General features: G+C 69.6%; 20 protein-coding genes. 11 read left to right on the top strand and 9 right to left on the bottom strand.

The genetic code is table 11. The features are described 5' to 3' along the window. Positions 1-1,023 precede the first annotated feature (1,023 nt). Both ABEA77_RS31885 and ABEA77_RS31880 read left to right on the top strand, forming a co-directional pair. The gene (locus tag ABEA77_RS31885; protein WP_136319665.1) at positions 1,024-1,644 is read left to right on the top strand and encodes a hypothetical protein; all 621 of its coding nucleotides are present in this window, start codon (positions 1,024-1,026) and stop codon (positions 1,642-1,644) included. Between the two features lie 55 nt (positions 1,645-1,699). Beyond that, the gene (locus ABEA77_RS31880; protein ID WP_345655347.1) at positions 1,700-2,116 is read left to right on the top strand and encodes a helix-turn-helix domain-containing protein; all 417 of its coding nucleotides are present in this window, start codon (positions 1,700-1,702) and stop codon (positions 2,114-2,116) included. Positions 2,117-2,664: 548 nt separating this feature from the next. Here the strand turns inward: ABEA77_RS31880 and ABEA77_RS31875 are convergent. Continuing rightward, the gene (locus ABEA77_RS31875; RefSeq protein WP_345655345.1) at positions 2,665-3,441 is read right to left on the bottom strand and encodes a hypothetical protein; all 777 of its coding nucleotides are present in this window, start codon (positions 3,439-3,441) and stop codon (positions 2,665-2,667) included. 382 nt (positions 3,442-3,823) lie between these two features. Between ABEA77_RS31875 and ABEA77_RS31870 the strand changes: the two genes are divergently transcribed. Both ABEA77_RS31870 and ABEA77_RS31865 read left to right on the top strand, forming a co-directional pair. Further along, positions 3,824-4,663 carry a GNAT family N-acetyltransferase gene (locus ABEA77_RS31870; protein WP_345655343.1) on the top strand — a complete coding sequence of 280 codons (840 nt, stop codon included), beginning with the start codon at positions 3,824-3,826 and terminating at the stop codon, positions 4,661-4,663. Position 4,664: 1 nt separating this feature from the next. After that, positions 4,665-5,114 (top strand): hypothetical protein, encoded by a 450-nt coding sequence (locus tag ABEA77_RS31865; RefSeq protein ID WP_345655341.1) that lies wholly within the window; start codon positions 4,665-4,667, stop codon positions 5,112-5,114. An 85-nt stretch (positions 5,115-5,199) separates the two neighbouring features. Here the strand turns inward: ABEA77_RS31865 and ABEA77_RS31860 are convergent, their stop codons facing one another. Beyond that, the gene (locus tag ABEA77_RS31860) at positions 5,200-6,096 is read right to left on the bottom strand and encodes a PIN domain-containing protein (RefSeq protein ID WP_345655339.1); all 897 of its coding nucleotides are present in this window, start codon (positions 6,094-6,096) and stop codon (positions 5,200-5,202) included. 103 nt (positions 6,097-6,199) lie between these two features. Here ABEA77_RS31860 and ABEA77_RS31855 point away from each other — a divergent pair, with 103 nt between their 5' ends. Next, positions 6,200-7,189 carry a PIN domain-containing protein gene (locus ABEA77_RS31855; RefSeq protein ID WP_345655337.1) on the top strand — a complete coding sequence of 330 codons (990 nt, stop codon included), beginning with the start codon at positions 6,200-6,202 and terminating at the stop codon, positions 7,187-7,189. Positions 7,190-7,333: 144 nt separating this feature from the next. Next, positions 7,334-8,119 carry a hypothetical protein gene (locus tag ABEA77_RS31850; RefSeq protein ID WP_345655335.1) on the top strand — a complete coding sequence of 262 codons (786 nt, stop codon included), beginning with the start codon at positions 7,334-7,336 and terminating at the stop codon, positions 8,117-8,119. A gap of 52 nt (positions 8,120-8,171) precedes the next feature. Here ABEA77_RS31850 and ABEA77_RS31845 read toward each other — a convergent pair whose 3' ends face one another. The 5 genes from ABEA77_RS31845 to tap form a co-directional block, all read right to left on the bottom strand. Then, positions 8,172-8,480, bottom strand: a complete 309-nt coding sequence (locus tag ABEA77_RS31845; RefSeq protein WP_345655333.1) for a DUF6247 family protein — start codon at positions 8,478-8,480, stop codon at positions 8,172-8,174. Positions 8,481-8,593: 113 nt separating this feature from the next. After that, positions 8,594-9,535: a DUF5677 domain-containing protein gene (locus tag ABEA77_RS31840; RefSeq protein WP_345655332.1), complete on the bottom strand. Its 942-nt coding sequence runs from the start codon at positions 9,533-9,535 to the stop codon at positions 8,594-8,596. 79 nt (positions 9,536-9,614) lie between these two features. Continuing rightward, positions 9,615-10,385 (bottom strand): transposase, encoded by a 771-nt coding sequence (locus ABEA77_RS31835; protein WP_345655330.1) that lies wholly within the window; start codon positions 10,383-10,385, stop codon positions 9,615-9,617. Positions 10,386-10,513: 128 nt separating this feature from the next. Further along, a complete protein-coding gene (gene tpg / locus ABEA77_RS31830) occupies positions 10,514-11,071 on the bottom strand; it encodes a telomere-protecting terminal protein Tpg (RefSeq protein ID WP_345655328.1) in 558 nt (185 codons plus the stop codon). A 3-nt stretch (positions 11,072-11,074) separates the two neighbouring features. After that, positions 11,075-13,222: a telomere-associated protein Tap gene (gene tap, locus ABEA77_RS31825; protein ID WP_345655326.1), complete on the bottom strand. Its 2,148-nt coding sequence runs from the start codon at positions 13,220-13,222 to the stop codon at positions 11,075-11,077. Between the two features lie 230 nt (positions 13,223-13,452). On the opposite strand from tap, the gene ABEA77_RS31820 reads away from it, so the two are divergent. Further along, positions 13,453-14,127 carry a hypothetical protein gene (locus ABEA77_RS31820; protein ID WP_345655324.1) on the top strand — a complete coding sequence of 225 codons (675 nt, stop codon included), beginning with the start codon at positions 13,453-13,455 and terminating at the stop codon, positions 14,125-14,127. A 1,640-nt stretch (positions 14,128-15,767) separates the two neighbouring features. Continuing rightward, on the top strand, positions 15,768-15,977 hold the full coding sequence (locus ABEA77_RS31815) for a hypothetical protein (RefSeq protein WP_345655322.1): 210 nt from the start codon (positions 15,768-15,770) through the stop codon (positions 15,975-15,977). Between the two features lie 196 nt (positions 15,978-16,173). Here the strand turns inward: ABEA77_RS31815 and ABEA77_RS31810 are convergent, their stop codons facing one another. Then, the gene (locus tag ABEA77_RS31810) at positions 16,174-16,566 is read right to left on the bottom strand and encodes a restriction endonuclease (protein ID WP_345655320.1); all 393 of its coding nucleotides are present in this window, start codon (positions 16,564-16,566) and stop codon (positions 16,174-16,176) included. Further along, the gene (locus ABEA77_RS31805) at positions 16,563-17,024 is read right to left on the bottom strand and encodes a hypothetical protein (protein ID WP_345655318.1); all 462 of its coding nucleotides are present in this window, start codon (positions 17,022-17,024) and stop codon (positions 16,563-16,565) included. Before ABEA77_RS31805 ends, ABEA77_RS31810 begins: the two co-directional genes overlap by 4 nt. A gap of 78 nt (positions 17,025-17,102) precedes the next feature. On the opposite strand from ABEA77_RS31805, the gene ABEA77_RS31800 reads away from it, so the two are divergent. From ABEA77_RS31800 to ABEA77_RS31790, 3 genes are all read left to right on the top strand, one after another. Next, positions 17,103-18,344 (top strand): helix-turn-helix transcriptional regulator, encoded by a 1,242-nt coding sequence (locus tag ABEA77_RS31800; protein ID WP_345655316.1) that lies wholly within the window; start codon positions 17,103-17,105, stop codon positions 18,342-18,344. 2 nt (positions 18,345-18,346) lie between these two features. Then, positions 18,347-18,898 carry a flavoprotein gene (locus ABEA77_RS31795; RefSeq protein WP_345655350.1) on the top strand — a complete coding sequence of 184 codons (552 nt, stop codon included), beginning with the start codon at positions 18,347-18,349 and terminating at the stop codon, positions 18,896-18,898. 123 nt (positions 18,899-19,021) lie between these two features. Beyond that, positions 19,022-19,227: hypothetical protein (locus ABEA77_RS31790; protein ID WP_345655314.1), on the top strand; the 206-nt coding region annotated here is incomplete at its 3' end.

Genomic DNA, 19,227 nt, shown 5'->3' with positions numbered 1-19,227 from the left:
CGGAATGCAATTCGCGCAAGCGCGAATTGGAGGCGACCGCGCAAGCGCGATCACCCGGGCTGGCTACGAGGGGAATGCATCACGCGCGGGACTGTGTAGGGCTTGGGGTTACCAGCCACTACCCTCGCAACGAGGGTGGTGGATCGTCGGCCCGATCGGTCGCCGACCCCACTGCAGTGACGGGCTCCGCTGCGCTCCACCCGAACCCCTTTCCCCGCCCTCGAAACCGGCCGCTTACGTTCACCAATACCCCGACAGCATACATGCCAACCCGTTGCTGTGCGGCGGATTCCGTCATGCATCATCCGAGAGTGGGAACATGCGCCCCGTGTGATGCATCACCGGCACTTGTTGTGTAGCGTTTGGGCTCCGGGTGCGCCACCCCCGACCCCGGACATAAACTCGCCTGCTGAATTCGATTCACGCGGACTGGAATACCTCAGCTGCAGAACGGAAGCCCGATATGCGAATGCCGGAATTCGGCCTGCGGAGGTACATAAGCCATTCGGCCGCCAGGCCGTACGGCGGAGCCCACCACTAACACCGGCCACGCCTCTAGGATTTTGAGCGTCACGGTCGGCACCGCCCGAGACTCAGAGCCGCTGCTGCTGTCCACGACCCGCACGAGGGCGCGGTGCCGCACGCGAAGCGAGCTCAGCCAGGGAGGTCGGCCCCCTCGATCCGGTGGTTCTCGACGGCGACACGCCCGTCGCCGCCAGCTGCTTGTGCCGCGCGGTGCGCGGGGTGGCGGTAGGGGTTCAGGTGGCGGCCGGTGTCTAGTGACACATAAGAGCGTTCCGCGCCGAAACGGGCTCTGACCTGCTGTGATACGAAACCGTTTGTTCTGGATCTCCAGAACAAACGGCTCCCGGGTGTTCTGGAGATCCAGAACAAAGACCCCCCGAATCTGACGGGTCATCAGGTGACTGTGCGGCACGGTTTGTTCTGCCCCTCCAGAACAAGCCGGTTTACCTAGTGCTACCGTGCAGGCTGAAACGTTGATCATCCTGGAGGACTGTGCTGATGGACCAGCTGCCGATCGTCCGCCCCGGCGAGCGCGTTGTTGCGCGGTCGGACGGCAAGGGCGGCTTGATCCTGGGCGTAGAGAAGATCAAGGGCCGCGAGTTCGCCGCGAGCGCGGAGTGCAGCGGCTACGTGCTGGACGCCCGGCTGCTGATGGACGTCCTCGGCAGTCTCAAGATGCCCGGCTCCTGGTTCCAGGTCTGGTGCAAGCTCGTGGCGCTGCAGAACGCCAACCGCGCCGACGACCAGACCCGCGCCGCCGCCCGCGGCTTCGTGAAGACCAACCAGCGCGACCTCCAGGCCCGGTGCAACCTGTCGGCGGCCTCGGTGAACGAGGCGTCGCAGTTCTTCGCGCACGTCGGCTGGATGCGGACCGCCAAGCGCGGTGTCCTCCAGCTGAACCCGTGGCTCACGGTGGCCGGCACCTCCGGCGAGCAGGAGAAGTGGCAGGCCCTCTGGAACAGCGCGGAGGGCCCGGCCTGCCTCATCCCGCACGCCGACTACCCGACCGAGTGGCGCCAGGCGCGGGAGGCGGAGAAGAAGGCTGCGGAGTCCGCCCGCCGCAAGGAGAAGGTCGTCACGCTTCGGCAGCGTCGGCCCGTTCGCAAGGCGAGCGCATGACCTCGCGCGGCATATCCTCGTTACACGTCGACCTGATCGGAAGTGGTGAGGCTCCGTGAGCAGCTCTTACGTCCCCAGCCCTCCCACAGAGGCCCCCGTCGCGATCCCCCGTGCCGTCCTGCGCCTCCTGGCCCTGGTCGACGTCTCCACCGCCGGCCGCCGCGTCCTGGACGAACTGCTGTACCTCAGCGACCCCGAGGCCGGCACCGCCGCGATCAGCCAGAACGAGATGGCGCGCGAGCTGGGCGCCAGCAAGCCGACCGTGAACCGCGGCTTCAAGGAGCTCCGCGAGTGCGGACTGGCCTGGAGCCTCGAGGACGGCCTCTACCAGCTCCACCCGCTCCTCACCGGCGGCAAGGTCGCGTACCCCATGCCGATCCCGGAGATCCGAGCCGCTGAGCCCGAGCGGTTCACCGAGCAGCGACGGGCCCGGTTCGCCGCTCAGATGGCCAACCTCGCCGCGACCGGCTGACACCGAGGGCCCTCACAAGCCGTCCAGCGGCCCTCCCGGCCCCCTCGAAGAACCAAGGCGCTGTGCCCCCCCGGGTGCGGCGCCTTCGTCGTACCCGCGCGCGATGAAGCCGGTAGCACTACCTAAACCGCCTTGTTCTGGGAGAGCAGAACAAACGCAGCCGCTCCACCGCCCTCGCCCGCCGCGCGGACCGGGCGGCCGGTAGCACCAGGTGAACCGGCTTGTTCTGGAGCACCAGAACAACCGGCGCCCCGTGGAGCGCGGGCGGCTGTATGCAGCAGCCGTGCATGGATCTCCTGCCGGAGATAGCAGATCTGCGATGTTATGCAGCGGCCGGGACGGTCCTCCGGCTCTGCTGCCTGCCCCCGGAGCAGGGAGCATGGGCCGTCGCAGCAGCACGCAGCAGCTGGCCGTGCTGTACCCGCCGGAGACGGCCTGCTACCCGGGCAGCAGCCTTGTCCCGCCCGGCCCAGGCAAATGCTGCGCTACACCCCGACCACGGCCCTGCTGCCCCCGACGACCACCACCAGGAGCACGAGCAGCAGTGCCTACAGCACGGTGCCGGCCAGGGCCCGGCGGTCACCGGTCAGGGCGTAGCGCCGGGCAGCGAGCCCGTGGTCGAGGGGTTCGCCGATCTGCTCGCACAGCAGCGCCAGGACGTCGGCGGCCTCGGAGTCCGACAGGTACGCCGGGGCGACTTCGAGCATCAGCTCCCCGATCGCGTGGCTGCTGGCGGCGAGGTCGTCGACGACGGCACGCAGCGCGGCGACGGTCGGGTCCGCCGGCGGATCGGCGGGCGGTGGCGGCGGGGCGGCGCGGACGGCCTGGCGGACCACGGCGCGCACCGCGGCCTCATCGAGGGCCTGGAGGCCGCTGTGGGCGAGCGCGGCGAGTCGGCGGGTGATGATCTCCGCGACGGTGTCCGTACGGCCGGAGACGGCGATCAGGGCCCGCTGGGACAGGCCGTAGTCGAGCGCGGCCGCGGCGCCCGGGTCGGTGTCTCGCGTGCGAGACAGCTCGGGGCCGGCGGCGACCGAGCCGTGGATCGCGGCGAGCGCGCGGGCGACATCGAGGAGCCGGTACGCCTGGGCGCGGCTGATGCCGAACTCCGCCTGGCAGTACGACTCCCAGCTGGAGTGCCCCAGAGGCAGCCAGACGCGGGCGGCGTGCGCGTCGCGGACCCGGGCGGCGAGGACCGCCACGGAGCGCCGGACGTCGTCCATCGCCTCGCGCAGCCCGGCCGTCATCTCCCGGGCGCGAGCCTCGCTCAGCGGCGGCCGCGCCGGTTCGGCGTCGTGCTCCTGGTCCTCGTGCTGCTCGCCCACGACTCCATCGTCCTCCGGGTCGGCGGGCGGCACCAGGGCCTACGGAAGCACGGTGCGCGAGCTCCACCTCACACCCTCATAACCCACCCGTCTACCTGGGAAAACGCCCTGTGAGGCTCTCAGTCTCACAGCGTGACGCCAGGCCTGTCCGCGGTCCACTCGGTGTGCACAGCGTGCCGCTGTGCGGTGACGGTCCTCCCTCCAATGGGATGATCTCGGGCTGCTGGCGGGGCGGAACGCTGGAGCAGCTCGTTGAAAGGGCATGGGACGAGCATCGCGAGTGCGGGCGGCGGGGCGGGCGCAGCGTACGGCGAATGGTGGGCTGCTGGTTCGGGAGCCGCGCCCGGCTGATGAGGCGGCGCTGGCGGAGTTGCTGGGAAGAGTGGAGTTCACCCAGCCAGGGATCGGTGCGGAGCTGGCTCACACCATCGCGTTCCGGCACCGGCTTGAGCCGGCCTGCGGTGTGCGGGCGTCGTGGGTGGCCGAACGGCGGCGTGGCGAGGTGGTGGGTGTGCTGACCGCGGCGCCGCCGCTGGGCTGGATCGGCTCGATCAAGATGCTGAGCCCGGAGCACCGGTCGTACGTTGCCCACCACATCGTGGAAGCGGAAGCCGTGTCGATCGCGCCGCAGGCCCGCGGGCGCCGCCTGGGGCATCACCTGATCGAGACGGCCGCCGCGCACTACACAGGTCTCGGCTACCGGCTGATGCTCGGGACCACCACTGTCCTGTCCCTGGCGCCGTACTACCGGCAGGTGGGCTTCACCGTGCTGGAGCCGGGCGAGAGGATCGCAGTGGCCGACCCGCTGGGCGCGGTTCTTCACCGGCCCGCCGATCGGCACGTCGTACAGATGTGGAAGGCCCTGCACCCGGAGGTGACAGTCGTGGGCAGCCAGATGCCGGACGGCACGCCGCTGCAGTTGCTGACGCAGGTCTTGGTGCCGCCGCCCGGCTCGCCAGAAGTGGTCCGGCATGACGACGGGAGCCTGACGATCTGCGACGGCGGTGCGCGGCAGACCGTGGACGCCCGGACGGCGGGGATGATGGAGCGGATGTACCGGACGCCGGTCACAGAGGAGGAAGTCCGGGAGGGAATGGCGGAGGCCCTGCGCTACGGCCTCGAGCCGCTCATGGCGGCCAGGCTCCGCAAGGCGTCCGGGTACTCGCTGCCCGAACTCATGGGCCCCCCGCGCGGTACCGGGGCTTCGGCGGGACGGCGGTAGCGTGTCCGACGAACCGCTGAAGTTGCGCAGCGACACCGGCGAGCCGTACCTGCTTGCCGTGCCCCACCGGCCGATCACCGACTCCCGTCTTTCGGCGGCCGACGTCGGTGTCTACATGCGGTGCCGGTGGCTGGGGGAGGTCTGCTTCCCGTACGGCAACCTCGACTGGCTGATCGCCGACCTCCGGATGCCCCCGGAGGAGACCCGGGCCTCGGTCCGGCGGCTGGTCGAACTCGGCTATCTCGACACGGTCGGGCCCGTCGAGATCGAGTCCATCACGGCCCAGGACATCGCGGCGCATGTCCGTGATGCCATCGAGGCGACCATGGACGAACTCACCCCCGCCGAGCGCACAGCTGTCGCTCGCCTCGCGGATCTTGTGGAACAGCGCCGGGACCGGGCGGTAGCGGCGCTGCGCGCCCAGATCGGGCGTGAATTCGACCTCCCGTGATCCGGGGACAGAGTCCTTGGGCTACGAACACCCTGCCCTGAAACTGCAGTACCCGGGGGCGTGGGCGTGTCGTTGATCCACAGGGTCAGGGCTCGATGAACGGCAGCGCGACGGCGTGCAGTTTGGTCTGGAGGTTGATGTCGCTGGTAGCGACGTACCACGCGGAGCCGGGGTGCTGCGACTGCAGGAGCAGGGTCGAGGCGATGAACCGGTCGTCCGGGACGTCCAGGTCGAGCCAATCGGGCAGCGCGTCGGACTTGGGTTCGATGTACTCGAAGACGGCGTGGACGTCGCCGGCGACCCGTACGCCGAGGGTGACGTCGCCGTTGTTGCGCAGCCCCTTCAAGCGCCGGTCGGCCTTCTTGGCCGCCTCGCGCAGGACGTCGGTCCGGCCGGCGCGCTTTTTCTCGTCGAGCTCACGCAGCACGACCGGCAGCAGGTGCGCCATGTAGCGCGGACCAATCTGGTCGGTGTAGGCGGCGAGATCGGGGTTGTCGATCAGCGCGTTGGTGTCGACGGTCAGGCGCACCGGCCACGGGTCGGTCGGCAGCAGATCGGTCAGGCTCCGCAGCTGCTGGACGGATGCCTGCAGGAGCTTCACCGCCTCCGGCATGTGCTGCGGGATGGTCCAGTCGGACCACGTGCCCTTGCGGACCAGCCAGCGCTCCAGGTGCTCCAGGCTGTCCTTGAGTTTCTCCGCGGCTTCGGGAGTCGGGTGCGGGAACAGCAGTCGAAACCGCGGCATCCAGCCCCGCAGGCGGCGCAGCAGCTCCATCCGCTGGGTCTCCAGGGCCGGGCCGCTCGGTGCCCAACCCCAGTCCGCCGCGGTAATGATGATGACTTCGTAGCTGCCCGGCCGGTTCGGGTTCACGTACTGGATCTCGGAGGCCTCGAGCACGGCGAGGTAGTCCCGCTCGATCGCATCGAGCTGCTCAAGGAGACGCTCTCGGTAGGTCGGCGGGAGGGGCTTCTTCTGCGGCATCCACCGATGATGGCTCACCCCACTGACATCCTTCGCCCGGTCAAGCCCCGCCACCGGGGAAAACCCGTGCACCAAGGACCTGTTGAGGGCCTACGCTCCCGTCATGTACAGCAGCGCCTATCCCGTGCCGTTGACCGGCGGCGGCTTCCGGCTCGGAGTCTTCGACACCTCGGTGCTCACTTCGGACGTCACCGCGGCGCTGAGGCGGGGCCAGCCGTCCTCGATCCTCTCCGGGATGCGGCACGGGACGCTGCGCGGGTTCATCCCGCACTACGTGTGGGCGGAGGTGCCCCGTGTGCTGGCCGACCGCAAGCGCGAGGGCGGCACTTTCGATCTCGCGCGGGCGGAGCGGCTGTGGTGGCAGCAGTACGTGCCGCTGCTGCACGTCGTATGTGTGGACGGGTTGCCGATGACGGCGGCCGCCGACCAGCTCGCCCACGAGGACCTGAGCGACGTCGGCATCCTCCAGCTGGCCGGCGTACTCGCCCCCGTCGTCCTCCTGGCCGCCGACCGTGACCTGATCCGCCAGGGCGTCGCCGTCCCGAACTGGGAAGCCCTTCGGGCTGTGCTGGGGCGGATCGGCAGGGCGGAGGCGGGCATGCAGAGCAGCACCAGCACCATCGTGGGAGCCGGATACGGCCTGGCCGGAGCGGTGCGGCTGGCCCGAGCCCACCCGGTGGCCGCCACAGTGGCGGTTGCCGCCGCCGGCGCCTACGCGTACGTCAACCGCAGCCGGTTCTCCAGCGACACCCGTGCGAAGCCCGCCCGGTTCGGCACGGAGGCCTTGAAGATCCTGGGTGAGCCGTTCGTCCAGCACGAGGTGCACGGGCGCGACTGGACCCAGGCGCAGCGCGGCACAGCCGGGGACGACGTGCTGTCGCAGGTGGCCCGCCTACTCGCCCGCGCACCCGAGCCGATGACCCGGACCGACATCCTCGCCGCGCTCCCCGCCGTGGTGCAGGAGCCGCACCGTCGGCAGATGGACGGACTGGGACGACTCCTGCACCGCTTTCCCGCCTTCGACCAGGCAGCACCCGGCCGATGGCAGCTCGGCAGGACCAACATGCAGATCACCGCCCCGCCTTGGGCGTAGAGCGGCGGAACGGCAGTGCTAGGCCGTGCAGGACGCAGGCGTCAGCGCCTGTTCGGCCCACTATCGGCGGTACCCACTGCCCCACACACGCGCTCTTTTGCTGCTTTAACCACACGGATCGCGGCTACACGGAACGATCAGCTCATGACCTTCAGCGATCCCTCCGCAGGCCACTCCACGGCCACCTTTCCCCAGCTCCGCGACTGGGGCCTGATCTGGGACAGTTACGACCCGGCTGTCCACGGAGCCCACCGGATGCCGCACTTCTACACCGCGGTACGGCACGAGAACTGGTGGGGCAGCGCAGTGCAGATGGACGTGCTACTCGCCCTGGCCAAGAAGCACGGCATACCGGTCGCGTGGGTCACGCCTGCGCAGACATTGAGCAGGCTGGCCGCAGCGGGTGCCGACCACGACGACAAGCTCGCCGTCCTGGTGGACAGCGAAGACGCCATCCAGGCCCTGTGCCGCCTCAAGCTCGATGAGTGCACTGATGAATGGATTGCCGGTGAGGTCGAGGCAGGGGAGAAGGCCATGGCGGCATGGTCCGACGGCCACCGTGAAGCCGCCGCGTGCCTCGCCGTCGCCGGGGTCGAGCAGATGCTCCACAACCTGACCCACGTCCCCCGCGGGCGAGGTGCTCACGGGAGGCTGCAGAAGGCCGGCAAGAAGAAGCCGAACGACTACCTGCCCAAGCACCAGTACGTCCTGGCACCGCTGAATGCCTTCTACACCCCGTACGACCCTGGTAGGGGCGATGCGGTCCCGACGACCCTCTCCCGGCACGCTGTTGTGCACCACCTGCCCCTGTCCCACCTGAGCCCAGGGCACTGCATCATCGCCGTCATGCTCCTCATCTCGATCATCCGCGAGACTCAGGAACGCTATGACAACATCCGGGACGACTTGCTCATGCAGGCCAGCGACTAGGGTCGGCGTGCAGATGGGCGGACTGGCCAGCTGGGGGTAAGCCGTCCGCTCATCAGCTAGGGCGCCGCCCGCGGAGCTCCGCCATGTCGATGAAGTCGCTGTCGTCGTAGCCGGAGGCGACGAACGCGTCGACGGTCGGGGCGGAGGCGAGGCGGCCCTGCCAGACCTGAACGACCTCGTACAGCGGCGCGAGGGAGAACGTGCGTCGCGATTCCTCGAGGGCGGCCGCCCATTCCCGCTCGAAGGCCGGCACCCAGGTGTCCGCGCGCCGGTCGGCGCGCAGCTGGGCGAGGAGTTCGGCCGGCGCCCCGGGCGCGGGGGCGTAGGCAGTGACGGGGGCGTGGTCGGGCTGCGCGCTCATTTGGTCCTCCCGGCAGGTCGTCACCTCACGGTACGCGCGCCGGGACGCTGTGGATGCGGGCATTGGACAGATCCTTTCTGTAGCAACCAGCGGTCGACCGATTGATGGAGCCGTCAGGCAGTGTCGCGGTTAGCAGGCTCGACCCTTTGTACGGCCACTTCCTCCGGGCTCCAGGGGCGGGAGGGCAGGTCAGGCCCACCGTTCATGGTGCTCAACTTGCTCAACCAGCCAGCCACACGCTCGTGTGACACCTGCACGTGAGGCAGTTCCAGCCACAGGCGCAGGAAGAACATGACGGTGAACGTGATGGTGTCGATGCTCGATCGGTCGTTCTCCGCGATGGTCCGCTCAATCCACCCCTCGTCGGCTTCACGGAACAGGTCCGCGATCAAGGCTCCGGGCGTTGCGTGAGCCTGCTCGGACCACACGCGATACAGGAGGTTGTACTGATGTGGCCGCATTGGGTCTGCCGACGCATCCGCCAACTGGGACGTGTTTCTCCAGCACCAGCTCGACACCCACTTCACCGAGCCGTCCTTCGTGTTCGCCCGGAAGTCCGTGAAGTCGTTGGCCAGATGGTGCTCCACCATCGCGGCCAGCTCGGCATCGAGCGGATGTCCCTTGTCCCGCTCATAAGCTGCTCTGCGCTGCTGAGCAAGCAGCATCTGGAGCATCCCGAACCGGGCGAACAGCAGAGTCCCTTGCCGTCGGTCCGCCATGGTGCCCAGGTACTCCATGTTCACCAGCAATTCGAACAGTTGCCGGGTCACACCAACCGCGTGCTCCCAATGGCCCTGCTCCAGCAGGGCGCGGACCGCCTTCACGCTGTTCGCGCCGCGCATCAGGATCTCTATGTCGAAGCGGACAAGCTGATCACTGGGATGTGGCGTCGACTGGATGGCCCTCTCCGCCGCCGCCGCGATCTCGCCCAGCAGTTTGAAGAACGGGCTCAGCCGACCCTTCGGTGATGCCGTGTGCCGTACCTGAGGATTCCCCGCCTCCTGGGCGCCGGGACGCCTTCGCGGGTTCTTGTTCCGCTTCTTGCTGATCGCCATCCTGGAACCCTAAGGGCTGTCCCGTAAATGATCTCCGGGTTGTCTCAGGGCGTGGTTGGCCGGTGTGCGGCCCGTTGACCTATCCGGCGATGAGGAGGTTGTGCATCCGGGCGATGCCGAGCATGGCGTGGTGGACGCCGTCGCCTTTCAGGCGGCAGTCGCGGAGGATTTTCCAGCTCTTCATGCGGGCGAAGACGTGCTCGACACGAGCTCGGATCTGCTTGTGGGACTTGTTGTGCTCCTCCTTCCAGAGCGGGAGTTCGGCCTGGCCGCGCTCTCGGCGGTGCGGGATGACGAGCCCGGTTCCCGGGTAGCCGCCGTCGGCGATCGTGAGGGTCTTGCCCACGGCGGTCTTGGCGCCGGACTCCTCCCACGCCTTGCAGTCGTTGCGGTTCCCGGCGAGAGGCCGCCCGACCACGACGACCAGGCGGGTATCGGCATCAATGACGACCTGGTGGTTGGTGGAGTACCGGTAGTTCTTCGACCGCTCGGCGATGGTGTGGTCGCGAGTGGGGACCAAGGTGCCGTCCACGATGAGCACGGTGTCCTTGGCAAACCGCTTGCGGGGCTGGAGCGCGAGCATCGGCCCGAGATGGTCGATGATCCGGTCCGCCGCCGACTTCGACACCCCGAACAACGGCGCGAGCTGCCGCATGGTGAGGTTCGTTCGCCAGTAGGCCGCGACCAGTAGTGCCCGGTCCTCCAGAGGAAGGCTCCACGGCCGGCCTCTGCGGACCGCGTCCGCACCCTCGCGCCGCAGAACCGTCACCAGCTTCCCGAAGGCGCGGGGGCTCAGCCCAGTGAACGGGGCTATCCAGGACGGCTCCGACGCTGTGATCACACCAGCCACACCAAGATCATCTCACCGGTGACCAGCAGTTACGGGACAGCCCTTAGCCGCGGTTTTGAGGAGATCGCCTCCCATCTAAAGGAGACCGAAGAAGGAGACCGGACTTTCACGGATCTGATTTCCTCTGCTTAATAGTCAAGATCCAAATAGTCGATGTCGTTAATTTCCACATCCGATAGTCCCAGAGCACGTCCTCCGCCGTCCTGGAAATACACTTCTTTGAACCCTTCGGCGATGATTCCGCGCATCGCCTGGTCGCTGGCCCCCGTGTCGCGAGCGTCGAACAGGCGCTGCGCGTACGTCGCGGGGAGGTGCACGGTGAGGCGGCGGAACCGTCCGTCGTCGGTCGATCCGGCGGAGGACGTGTAGCCGAACCGGGCCCGGGTTTCCACCGTGATCCCGCCCGTGGTGGCGGCCTGCTTCTGCCGGCGCTTGCGCACCAGCGGCTGCCAGCGGGCCTTGACCGTGTCGTCGATCTTCGCGGCGACGTCGGCGCGGGCGTGCTTGCGGGCGCCGCGCCGGTACCTGTTCACGGAGTCGGCGGTGACGCCGAGCTCCGCCGCGACGGCCTTGGCGCTGCCGAACTGCTTGATAAGGAACCCGACCTGCCCCTTGAGGGTCTTGGGCGGGTCCTTGGTGAACGCCTCGCGGTCGGCCCGCTCGATCGCGTCGTCGATCTCCCCCACGGTCTACTCCCCTTCGTCCAGGACGGCGTCGCCGCCCTTGATGTGGCGGGCCGGGTTCAGCCCCTTCTCCATCAGGTCGACCGCCCACAGCATCGACTGGACGCCCTCCAGCTTCGCCAGGCCCGGGGTGGGCCCGAGGCGGAACCCGCCCGGCTGCGGCTTGCCCGAGGCGGCGTAGGGGAGGAAGTCGAGCGGGTTCTCAGCCGGGCTCGGGTAGACGACGCAGTCGGAGAGCACGGCGAGCGGGAACAGGCCCGTCATCTTCGCCATGTTGTTGAGCTTGCGGTGCATGTTGACCCGGGCCTTGCTGATGACGGCGGCCCGGATGTCGGGGCGCCACGTCGGCCGCGCGAGGGCCGGCCACGTCTCGCCGTCCTTGTAGGACTTGCCCTGGGGGCGCTCGCGGAGCTTGCCGACGCCGCCCTTCACCGTGGCCTTGATCGCGGACAGGACGGCGGCCAGGGCCGGGTCGTTCTGCTTGTGCTGCTCCATCGCGGCGAGGAACTGGCGGTCGTCCAGGTCCTTGGTGACGCCCATGTCGGCGAGGGTGTCGACGTAGGCGTTCTTGAGGCGGTCGTGCCACGGGTCGAGGTACGCGCCGGTCTCGCGGCGCAGGTACGCCTCGATCGGGTGCACGTCGTGCCCGAGCTCCTGGGCGTAGGCGAGGGTGTGCGTCTGGTACCAGGCCGGGCCGGTCGGCCGGGAGCCGTCCGGCGTGAACGGCGAGGGCAGGCGCGGGTCCAGCTCGATGTGGGACAGGTCGGCCAGCCAGCTCCCGGGAATCTTCGGGTTGAACTTCGGGGCGTGGAAGTGGTCGGGCGCGCTGAGGCCGACGACCAGGCGGGCCGCGGCGGCGAGGAACGCCGTGTTGAGGTCCAGGCCCACCGCGTACGGCAGGGTGCACTCCTCATCCGAGAGCGTGTCCACCGAGCGCACCCACTGGTACGCCTCCTCGTTCAGGAAACCGCCGGTCCAGCCGCTGTTGACGACGACGGGGTGCTCCGGGGTGGCCTCCGGCGGCGCCGGGTCCATCGGCTGTGTCCCCAAGCTGCCGGGGTTGTAGCCGGAGATCCAGTTGCCGGTCGCCTCGTCGCGCTCCGGCTTCGTGGGCGGGCGCAGCGCCGTCATCAGCTCCAGGCCCGAGACGGCCGTCGACCCACGCGGGGTGATGACCCGCTGGGCATACACTCCCAGGACACGGGCGACATCGGCCGGCTCCATTGCGGCGACGCCGGGCCAGGACCGCTCATCGAGCGCGTCCCATGACAGGATCGCCAGCTGCACACACTGCCGCTCGCGGCCCTGCGCCTTGCGGTACACCCTGGCCCACGGCCCGAACCCGCGCTGCGTGAGCTGCCACTTCGCCTTCAACACCTGCTTGACGACCGGGTGGTCCTCCGGCAGGCGCAGGGAGCGGCGCTGTTCGTGGCCCTCCAGGCGCTCGGGCAACCCCAGCTTCACGGCGGCCGCCGCGGCGAGCACGATCAGCGGGTCGGAGTCCTTGCCGTAGCGGTTGAGCTTCGGTGCACCGAGGCCGGACTCGCGCAGCGTCCACTCCACCAGCTCCACCACTGTGGTCGCCGGGCAGTCCAGTACCAGGCCGCCCGTGCCGTACGCGCAGCCGTCGCCATCGAGGACGGCGAGCGGGCCGTGGGGGAAGCGCGGGTCGGTCGCGGGCGCGGCGGCCTTCTTCGCCGCCGGGCGCCGGGACGACGTCGCCGGGCGCGCTGCCGCACGGGCCGGGCGCGCGGCAGCGACGTGCGGGGTGACAGGGGTTTGCACCGGTGCGGCGGCGGCCGGTGTCTCCGGCTCGGAGGCGACCGGGCCCATGAACGCCTCGGACACCTCCGGGACCGGCGCAGCGGCCGAGACCGGAGAAGGAGCGGCAGTGGAAGATCCGTGGGCCGGGTACTTCGCCGCCCACCCCTTCAGCAGCCGCTGGTACGCCGACAGGCGCGGCTCCTTCGGCTCGGAACGGCCGTTCTCCCAGTTCTTCACCGTCTGCGTCGTCGACTTCAACGCCTGCGCGAGCCGCGCCTGCGTGACACCCGCGGCCTCCCGCAGACGCGCACGCTCCACCGGAGACGGCAACTGCGGCTCCTCCGCCAACAGCTCATCGATGTTCGCGAACAGCTCTTCCTCAGACGCCATGTGTCTCTACCTCCTCCCCGAACACTAGCATCCTTTATCCCAAGATTTATCCCTTCCGTTTAACCCTTTCGGATTGTCTTGCCGGTGGGGTGGACATGCAAGAAGGCCGCCCGGCGGATGCCGGACGGCCTTCGAGAAGCTGAACCCTGGGCGTGTGGCCTGCCCTTTTCAGGGCTACCAGGGACGAATCCAGGGTCTTCGCTGCCCAGTGTACCTATCCTGGCCCCACCATGCCCAGCACACCACGAGGCTCCACGCCTTCGCTGCCGTCCGGCCACGCGGCCGTGGTCATGCTGATCAGCTCTCCCCGCTTCGCCCCCTACCTGGCCGACTGCAGCGGTGACACAACGGCCGCGCTGGCGCTCTACCAGTGGAACAGCGAGGCCGCGGCCGCGTTCTTCGAGCAACTCGGGCACCTGGAGATCATGCTGCGCAACGCCATGGACGCCCGGCTCGTTCACCGCCAACAGCGCCGCGGTCGCACCGCTGAGTGGTACGACGACCCCGCCGTCCCGCTGAGTGACAAGGCCCGCGCCGACATCCGCACCGCCCGCCAGCGAGCGCAACGTGGCGGAGCGGCCACACCACGCGGAAAGATCATCGCGGAACTCGGGTTCGGCTTCTGGCGCTTCCTGCTCGCCCGCCAGTACCGCGCGACCCTCTGGCCCGACCTCGCCGGCGCATTCCCCCACGCCCCCAGCCGCGCCCTGACCCTCGTCGAAGACCCGGTCCAGCGCCTGCACAAGCTCCGCAACCGCATCGCCCACCACGAAGGCATCTGGACCATGCCGCTCGGAGCCCGCCGCGACGACCTGCAGACCGTCCTCGCCTTCATCGCACCGGCCGCCGCCACCTGGGTCGCCGGCGCCTCCCGCATCGACGACGTCCTCACCCGCAGGCCCTGAACTCGCGTTCAGTGCCAGGGGTGCAGGCGATGACGGGCGCCGGGGGCGGAGGCGCAGGCGGTGTATCCGGGGCCGTCGTAGGGGACCATCTGTTGCATACGCATACCTGGCGAACGCTCGCTGCCGCGCCGACTGCACGGGTCATCGGCCAGGTTCAGCCCTCCGTGCCAAGCGGCGTCCGGGTGGTGATGATCCCAGCGCCACCCACTCCGGATGCCCCCGGGCGCGCGGTCCCTGGAGAGAGCACCCCGAGCTCCTGACGGCTCCTCACGTTCCGTGTGCGACACGAGCTTCCCGGTCCGCCGCATGGCACGAGACCGCGCGGATGTGCACGACCGGCAGGTGTTAGACGGGCTCGTGACCTCGCGCGATCGGGCAGACGCAAGCTGTTGACATCGATGTCCAAAAGTCCCCTTTTCAACAGGGGTGTGTGACTTCCAGCACGCCCGCGCCGGGAACTGGACACTCCGTTCCCACACGCCGTCAGGGATCACTGCAGCGTGCGGCGTTGAGGCCCGCGGGAAGCGCAGAGGATGACAGCCCGTGACAGTCGCTGCTGGCACCCCGTGCCAGCGGTCCACCGCGGCCATCGGCCCGTGACGCGACGACGGGGGTCCCGGAGCGCGGGTAGTCTACGAGCTAACCGAGAGCACCCTCGAAGGTCGCACCCGTCTCGCGAGTCTCCATGGAGCCCGCGAACAAAGTAGTAGCGGGCTCGATCCGAAAGGGGTGGCCTGATGGCTCGCGAGTCAGAAGGACACTGCAGCTGCTGCACGGCGAACCACCGTCACAAGCGGTATCGCTGGCTGTTGCCGGTGGCCATGGCGGTCTTCAAGATCGCGTGGTGGCTTCACCGGTCGTAACGCAGCAGGCCCCGACCTAAAGGCCGGGGCCGGGGCGAGGTGACGTGTTCCTCGGTCGGGGTCTCACCGTGTGCTTCCTAGGGCTGCGGTGGGACCCTCTTCGTGTTGTGTCATCTCGTCGTGCCGCTCAAACGCGGACGGTGTGATCTGCACCACGGTGCGCTTCTGGCGTGCCTTCATCATGCACGGTGCGCCCCACGAACGTCGACCGGGGGTCACATCTTGATCTGCGTAGATCACCGAGCAAAACGGACAAGACGCCAGCTCAGCGGGGCCCCAAGCGCCTCTTGATTGTATTTATGTGTTACACCTCACACATGTGTGCGGTGAGTCGCGCGCGTCTGAATGGGTGTCAAAGAGGCATTTTCCGACCTGCCTTTGCAATGCCGAACACGAGCGCGCGAACCTTACCCCCTGCCACTGACAAAGCCGCCCCTCCACGGACTGCGGCGACGCCCGCCTCCGCACCGTCCTTTTCCGCCCGGGGCGCGCCCGCCGGCGAGCGCCGGCGCGAGGCGGACTCCCGTGTCCCTGACCTCTACCGGGCCGCGTCGAAGGCCGGGAGGGACGGGCCGGACCATCGCCGGGACTCTCCATCTGTCACGCGACGCCCGTGATGCGTATTTCCGCATCTGCGTAAAGAGCGGCAATCCGGCCGGAATCGCGAGGGAAATCGCCACGTCGGCCGAACCCGCCGCCACCTTTGCACCTGCCTCTCCAAGCTGGTCGCGGACCATCTGTCATGGCCCCTGCGAACCGGAAAGGGCGACAGCCGAGGTGCTGACTGTCAACGTGGCCGTCCTGCTGGCCTTCATCGTCGTGATGCGTCTGCGGCGCCGTACCGAGGCACGCAGCCGCCTGGACGAGAAGATGACGGTGGTCATCGTCCTCGTCCTCGGGGTCCTCATCGCCCCCACGCCCTTCGGACACAGCCTCGGGCAGATGATCGGCCAACTCGCCTCGAGCATCACCCACGCCAGCTCCTGAGTCGTCCCGCGGGGTGGGCAAGCCCGGCTTGCCCACCCCGCGCTGTGCCCCGTCAGCGAGGCGTTGTGGCCCCTCTGCCTTGGTCGCCGGGGCGGCCGAGGTCGCCCCCCAGCGGCGCTCCGTGCCGCGGGGGTCTGGCCGCGGTTCGCCTGGCCTGGTCGGCCGACTGATGGACCTGCCGAGCGTTCCGCCCCAGTCAGGGGGCCGTGGTTGCCGTCTCAGTGGCGGCGTCGAGTCGGTCGAGGCGTTCGTAGAGCGCGCGGATCAGTCGGGCCCGGCCCTGTACCTGGTGCAGGTTCGTGCAGGGCCGGGTGAGGCTGGTGTCGGCTTCGTGCAGGATCAGTTCGGCGAAGAGCCGGCGGCCGTCGTCTTCGGGGAGCCGGGCCGCGCGGGTGCGTACGGTGTCGGCGACCACGCGGGCCGCGCCGGTGAGCAGCAGGCCAGCCTGGGCGATCTCGTCGGCCGCCGCATCGTGCGGGGCAGACCACGACAGGACCGTGCGCACCGCCTGGTCGTGGAGGGCCCGGTCGGGCGGGAGGGCTGCTGCGGGGCGGCCGTCGTGGACGTGCTGGACGTGGTAGGTGTTCACGGGCGTTCCTCGGGCCGGTCGGTGGGGTGGGGGGAGCGCAGATGGCGGGCGAGGCTGTCGGCGGGGATCAGCGGGGAGTCTGCGCGCAGAGGGCTGAGCCAGCAGGACGACGGGGTGCCGTGGCCCCGCTCGGGCAGCAGCAGGTGCGCGCCGCGGGTGAGCGCGCGGCACCGGTCGATGCCTTCGACCGCCCGGCTGGTGCCCGCGGGAACGAGGATGTAGAGCCGGTTGCGGAGGTAGTCGGCGAGGACCGGGTAGCCGCGGCGGGGGTCGAGTTCGAGGGCGTCGAGGGCGTCCAGGGCGCGGGGTATCGGGGCGACGACGACCGCGTCCCAGGTGAGGCCGCACGCGGCCCAGTAGGTCCGTGCGGTGCCGCGCTCCCACTGCGCGCGCCGTTGATCGGTGAGCTGGGCAATCTCGTGCCACGAAGGGGTGGACGCCTCGACGGACTGGGCCATATCGGGACCGTACGGGCGGTATACACGACGTGACCCACACACATCGTGTGGGTCTTCGACTCCGGCTCGGGGCACCTCATGACCATGGACGTTCAGTTCGGCCGCCGCGTCGCCCACTGGCGTACCCGCCGGCGCCTGTCCCAGCAGGAGTTCGCCTTCCTGATGCAGCGCTCGCTGCGCTGGGTCGAGGCGCTCGAAGGCGGGCGGCGGCAGGCGGATCCGAACCTGTCGGTCGTCACGGAGATCGCCGCGCGCCTGGGCGTGAGCGTGGAGCGGCTCCTGTACGACCCGGTCGTCCTGTGCCCTGCCGAGAGTGAGATCGACGCGGTACGCGCCGTCCTGCACCGCCACGACGTCATCACGGGCCGTACCGACGATGCTGGCGTCGACCCGGTCCCTGTCGCCTGTCTGCGCCGCGACCTGGTGCACGCCCGTACCGGCTTCCAGGCCGGGCACTTCGCCCGCCTCGGCACGCAGATCCCCGCGCTCCTCATCGACGCCACCCGCGCCGCGGAGCGCCACCAGGGCGAGGACCGCCAGGAGGCGTACCGGCTGCTGTCGCTGTCCCTGGAGCTGACCGAGGCCGCCGCCATCAAATGGGGCGACGGCGAGCTCGCCGTCATGGCCGGGCAGCGCGCGGTCGCGGCCGCCGAACGCTGCGAGGACCCGGTGATCAAGGCCAGCGCGGCCCGGCACCTCGCGGACGCGATGACCAGCCACGGCCAGGCCGCGGCCGCCGTCGACTTCGCCCGGGCCGCCGCCGCGCGCCTCCAGCCCGAGCTGCTCCAGCGCGGCGCGCTCGGGTGGTCGGTGCTCGGGATGCTGTACCTCAAGGCGGCGCTCGCGCAGGCCGCCGTCGCTGAGGCCGACGACCGCAGCCCCGACGCGGCGGCCCGCGCGGTGCCCGCGCTCCTGGACGAGGCCGACGAATACGCCGCCCGGCTCGGGGGCGACGGCAACGAGCTGTGGACCAGCTTCGGGCCGACGAACTGCGCCCTGTACCGGGTCGCCGCCCATGTCCAGCTGTCCGCCGGCGCGGACGCCGTGGTCGTCGCCGTGGGCATCCCGCCCGCCGCTCTGGGCGCCCTGCCCCGCGAGCGGCGCGCGCACCTGCTGACCGACCGGGCCCGGGGCGAGACGCAGGCCGGACTGCGGGAGAAGGCCGTCGATACCCTGCTGGAGGCGGAGGCGCTCGCCCCCGAGGAGGTGGTGTGCCGCCCGCGGACCAAGGAACTCGTCGAGGACCTGCGGCTGCTGGGCACGGGCAGCGCCCAGCGGCGCTTGCGCGGCCTGGCTGATCGCTGTGGACTGCCTCGGTGACCATGAACTACACCCGCACCCTGTACCTCATCGCCTGTGCCGCGCCGCCCGCCCGTCGCCTGTCCGTACCGATCCGGGCAGCCCAACAGGCAGGCTGGGAGGTCTGCGTGATCCTCACGCCGTCCGCCCACCGGTGGCTCGCCGAGGACACCGAAGGCGAGATCGAGGCCCTGGAGGACCTGACCGGACACCCGGTCCGCTGGCAGTACAAGCTCCCCTCCCAGCCCGATGTGCTGCCCGCGCCGGACGCGATACTCGTCGCCCCGTTGACCAACAACACCCTTGCGAAGTGGGCGACCGCGATCAGCGACACCCTCGCCCTCGGACTGATCACCGAGGGCATCGGCCTGGGTCTGCCGATCATCGCCCTGCCCCACTTCAACGACGCTCAGGCCGCCCACCCGGCCGTGCGAAAGCATGTCGACTTCCTGCGCGAGGCCGGTGTCACCGTGCTCCTCGGTGAAGGCGGTTTCACGCCGCACAAGCCCAAGCACGGCAACGTCGACGCCTTTCCCTGGCAGACCGCCCTCGACGCCCTCCACACCGAGGCCTGAATCGGCCGCCCCCGCAGCAAGGGCCGCCCGGTTTCGGGCGGCCCTTGCTGCGATGTCTGAACCCCGGGGGTTTGGCCTGCCCGCTTTCGAGGGCTACCAGGGACGGATTTACCGTCCGGTTACGTGGCCGTGGTCACGCTGATCAGCTCTCCCCGCTTCACCTTCTACCTGGCCGACCGCTGTGGCAACGCGACGGCCGCGCTGGCGCTTGGCCGGCTCACGAGGCAGTCGATGCGGCGCTCTGGAGCGGCGCGCTGGGCGCAGGGGACGGCATTAGCCTCGATCTTTCTTGAGGGTCCGCCGACGGAGTCGGTGGACCCTTTTGCGTT

This window comes from Streptomyces tremellae, assembly GCF_039540215.1.
Classification (GTDB): domain Bacteria; phylum Actinomycetota; class Actinomycetes; order Streptomycetales; family Streptomycetaceae; genus Streptomyces; species Streptomyces tremellae.
This window is presented reverse-complemented; position numbering and strand designations above follow the sequence as displayed.

Excerpts from the sequence above, each read along its gene's own strand:
- ABEA77_RS31820 (WP_345655324.1), top strand. The coding sequence starts at position 13,453 with ATGCCCAGCACACCACGAGGCTCCACGCCTTCGCTGCCGTCCGGCCAC.
- ABEA77_RS31885 (WP_136319665.1), top strand. The coding sequence starts at position 1,024 with ATGGACCAGCTGCCGATCGTCCGCCCCGGCGAGCGCGTTGTTGCGCGG.
- ABEA77_RS31860 (WP_345655339.1), bottom strand. The coding sequence starts at position 6,096 with ATGCCGCAGAAGAAGCCCCTCCCGCCGACCTACCGAGAGCGTCTCCTT.
- ABEA77_RS31855 (WP_345655337.1), top strand. The coding sequence starts at position 6,200 with ATGTACAGCAGCGCCTATCCCGTGCCGTTGACCGGCGGCGGCTTCCGG.
- ABEA77_RS31795 (WP_345655350.1), top strand. The coding sequence starts at position 18,347 with ATGAACTACACCCGCACCCTGTACCTCATCGCCTGTGCCGCGCCGCCC.
- tap (WP_345655326.1), bottom strand. The coding sequence starts at position 13,222 with ATGGCGTCTGAGGAAGAGCTGTTCGCGAACATCGATGAGCTGTTGGCG.
- ABEA77_RS31800 (WP_345655316.1), top strand. The coding sequence starts at position 17,103 with ATGACCATGGACGTTCAGTTCGGCCGCCGCGTCGCCCACTGGCGTACC.
- ABEA77_RS31845 (WP_345655333.1), bottom strand. The coding sequence starts at position 8,480 with ATGAGCGCGCAGCCCGACCACGCCCCCGTCACTGCCTACGCCCCCGCG.
- ABEA77_RS31850 (WP_345655335.1), top strand. The coding sequence starts at position 7,334 with ATGACCTTCAGCGATCCCTCCGCAGGCCACTCCACGGCCACCTTTCCC.
- ABEA77_RS31805 (WP_345655318.1), bottom strand. The coding sequence starts at position 17,024 with ATGGCCCAGTCCGTCGAGGCGTCCACCCCTTCGTGGCACGAGATTGCC.
- ABEA77_RS31840 (WP_345655332.1), bottom strand. The coding sequence starts at position 9,535 with ATGGCGATCAGCAAGAAGCGGAACAAGAACCCGCGAAGGCGTCCCGGC.